The following is a 2,482-nucleotide window of genomic DNA, read 5'->3' as shown; positions in this document are numbered from 1 at the left end:
TGTCAATCGGCTCGGAATGTTGACCCCTTATCGGCGTCCAATATTCACCCCCCTGTAAGCGATCAGCGCTTGGCCTGCCCGGCGCTGGCCGGGGTTGCAGAGGGTAGGCCAAGTGCGGGTGATGGATATCTTCGGCTTTAGCTTTGAGAACGGTTCTTGAAGCGCCAGGACTCGTTTCCGGTTTCCACGATCTCGCAGTGATGGGTCAGGCGGTCGAGAAGAGCCGTCGTCATCTTTGCATCGCCGAACACCGACGGCCATTCGCCGAAGGCAAGGTTGGTCGTGACGATGACCGAGGTGCGCTCGTAGAGCCTGCTGATAAGGTGGAAGAGGAGCTGACCTCCGGCCTGCGCGAACGGTAGATAGCCGAGTTCATCGAGGATGATGAAGTCGAGGCGTGTGAGGTAATCGGCCATCCGACCTTGCTTGCCGTTGCGCGTTTCCGTTTCCAGGCGATTGACCAGATCGACGACGTTGAAGAAGCGTCCACGTGTGCCGTTGCGGATGAGTGCACGGGCAATCGCGATAGCCAGATGGCTCTTGCCGGTTCCCGTGCCGCCGACGAGGACGACGTTGCGCTGGTCGGCGACGAAGGTGCCGGTGGCCAGTTCCCGCACCAGGGATTCATTGACGGGCGTGTCGGCGAAGTCGAAGTCGTCGATGTCTTTTGCCAACGGCAATTTGGCGATGCTGAGCTGGTAGCGGATTGAGCGTGCCTGCTTCTCGGCGATCTCCGACTGCAGGAGGTCGCCGACAATGTGCGGTGGCTCGTGTTGCCGTTTGATGCCGTTTCCCATGACCTCGTCGTAGGCGCTGCGCATTCCGTAGAGCTTCAGCGTGCTCATCAGTTCGAGAACCTGCGTGCGTTCCATCAACTTACCCTCCTGAGCCTGTCGTAACGGGCGCAGTCGGCGACCGGCTCATGGGCAAGCCGAAGCGCATCCGGGATTTGCAGGGTTGCCGCGGGAGCCGGATCGCGGCTTCGCGCCAGAATGTTGATGATCACCGAGGCCGAGCAGACACCGTGCTCGAGCGCCTCCTGGCAAGCAGCCTCAACGGCTGCGAGACCATCGGCGGGAACGCATCCGAGTATGGTGACCATCTGTCGATCACCGTCATCTACGCTCTTCAGTCGCTTGCGTACCTTCTCCATGGCGGCAGGCAAAACCCATTCGCGGAAGGGAGCGCCGTTGCGCAAGGCACCGGGTTTGCGAGCAAGGACAGGGACATAGTGCCAGGGATCGTAAACAGTGTCGCCACGACTGAAGCTGCGCTGGTGTTCAGCGACTGTAACTCCATCCTGCTTGATGACGATCCGATCAGCATATGCATGAACCTCTACAGGGCGACCGACAGCAGTCGACAGGACCGAATATTTGTTGTTGTCGAAGCGGACGGTGCAGGTCTTCGACACCGAGGCCGGAACGGTGTGGAAGCCGTCGAACGGGCCAACGTAGCGAACGAGGCTGCTGCGTTCTGCTTCGAACATCTGCCAGACTGTCTGCGCCGTCTGTTCGGGATGGCTATGAGCCTTGGCATAGGCAACGCATTTGTCGAGCAGCCAGACATTCAGCTCGTCCAGGCTTTTGACTCTGAGGCGCGGCGTAAAGAAGCGCTCTCGCACAAGACCGACCTGGTTCTCGACCTGTCCCTTCTCCCATCCGGATGCAGGCGTGCAGGCTACAGGGTGTACAAGATAATGGCTACACATCTGCAGGAAGCGACGATTGTAGAGCCGTTCTTTGCCAATGAAGACGGACTCGACGGCCGTCTTCATGTTGTCGTAGATGCCGCGTGTGCAGGTGCCACGGAAGAAGTCGAAGGCCTTGTCGTGCGCGTCGAAGACCATCTCCTGGCTCTCACGCATATAGGCTCGCGCGAACATCATCCGGCTGTGGCAAAGCCGGACATGCGCAACCTTCACCGTCGTCGTCACGCCCTGGATCAGAACGATCTCGTGGCTCCAGTCGAACTGATAAGCCTCGCCGGGCGCATAGTAGAGCGGCACGTAGGCTTCAGCCGTCACTGCACCCCGGTCCTTCGACCATCCCTTCGCATAACGCCGGATCGCATCGTAACTGCCGTCGTAACCCAGCGCCCGAAGCTCTTCGTAAATCCGGATCAGCGTCAGCCGCTCACGAGAGGGCTTACCTTCGTTGGCAGCCAGGAAGCGTTCGATATCGCCTTTCCACTGACCCGTCTTCGGTAGAGGTTGTCGTTCGCGCTCGTAGGAAAAGTCGGTCTCATCAGATCGCAGTATCTTGCGGACCGTGTTGCGGGAGACATGCAGCTCCCGGACGATCCTCTTCACCGACCAGCCCTGCACATGGAAGGCTCGACGAACACGCGCAATCGTATCCACTCGCTTCAACTCCCCCTCCATCCGCCAGCAAAAGACGGATGGTCAGACGAAACAGGTGGGGGGTCAAAATTGGACGCCGATCACCCCGTCAGAGGGGTCAATATTCCACGCCGAAACACA

The 2,482-nt window shown here is 59.4% G+C and carries 1 protein-coding gene and 1 pseudogene; both read right to left on the bottom strand.

Annotated features, from left to right (window positions below; genetic code table 11):
* Window positions 1-137: 137 nt before the first annotated feature.
* Window positions 138-872, bottom strand: a complete 735-nt coding sequence (gene istB, locus PL640_RS25450) for an IS21-like element helper ATPase IstB (protein WP_113579232.1) — start codon at window positions 870-872, stop codon at window positions 138-140.
* An 8-nt stretch (window positions 873-880) separates the two neighbouring features.
* A pseudogene (gene istA, locus PL640_RS25445) lies at window positions 881-2,371 on the bottom strand (IS21 family transposase); the annotation flags it as partial.
* Window positions 2,372-2,482 lie beyond the last annotated feature (111 nt).

It is taken from the genome of Agrobacterium sp. ST15.16.024 (genome assembly GCF_027956545.1).
GTDB lineage: Bacteria > Pseudomonadota > Alphaproteobacteria > Rhizobiales > Rhizobiaceae > Agrobacterium > Agrobacterium cucumeris.
This window is presented reverse-complemented; position numbering and strand designations above follow the sequence as displayed.

Bases quoted from the DNA above. Each gene is read 5' to 3' on its own strand.
- istB (WP_113579232.1), bottom strand. From the start codon at position 872: ATGGAACGCACGCAGGTTCTCGAACTGATGAGCACGCTGAAGCTCTAC.